The 415-nt window shown below is 43.1% G+C and carries 1 protein-coding gene; it reads right to left on the bottom strand.

Annotation, left to right across the window (positions count from 1 at the left end):
* Window positions 1–312: MptD family putative ECF transporter S component (locus tag C1E99_RS02135; protein WP_161951131.1), on the bottom strand; the 312-nt coding region annotated here is incomplete at its 3' end.
* Between the last annotated feature and the right edge of the window lie 103 nt (window positions 313–415).

Genomic DNA, 415 nt, shown 5'->3' on the forward strand with positions numbered 1-415 from the left:
TGACTTCGCTACCATTTCTGCCAAAAAACCAAAGGTCAAGCTTGGGAGAAAGGCCGCTGTCATATAGCCTGATAGGAAAAAGAAACAGGCCATTACCGCTCCAACCAGACTAATTGAACCAAATTTACCAACCTTGGCTACCAATAACATATAAACAGGTCCTGCCAAAAGGGCTGCTCCAGCAGGTGCATACATCATATTACCCGAACGATCAAAAACCAAGCTCAACAAGGTTCCTAGACCAACACAAACAAAGTAGAGGGCAGCAAAAGCCCCTGTTACCATCAGATCTTTTACTTGTAATTTCTTCATTTATCTTTCCTTTACTAATTGTCCGTCTTCCAAGCGGAAAATGGTATCTGCACAAGCCATGGTTGAGCTTCTATGGGAAATCAAGAAGACCATACCCTGACAG

The sequence above is a fragment of the Streptococcus suis genome (genome assembly GCF_002964045.1).
Classification (GTDB): domain Bacteria; phylum Bacillota; class Bacilli; order Lactobacillales; family Streptococcaceae; genus Streptococcus; species Streptococcus suis_U.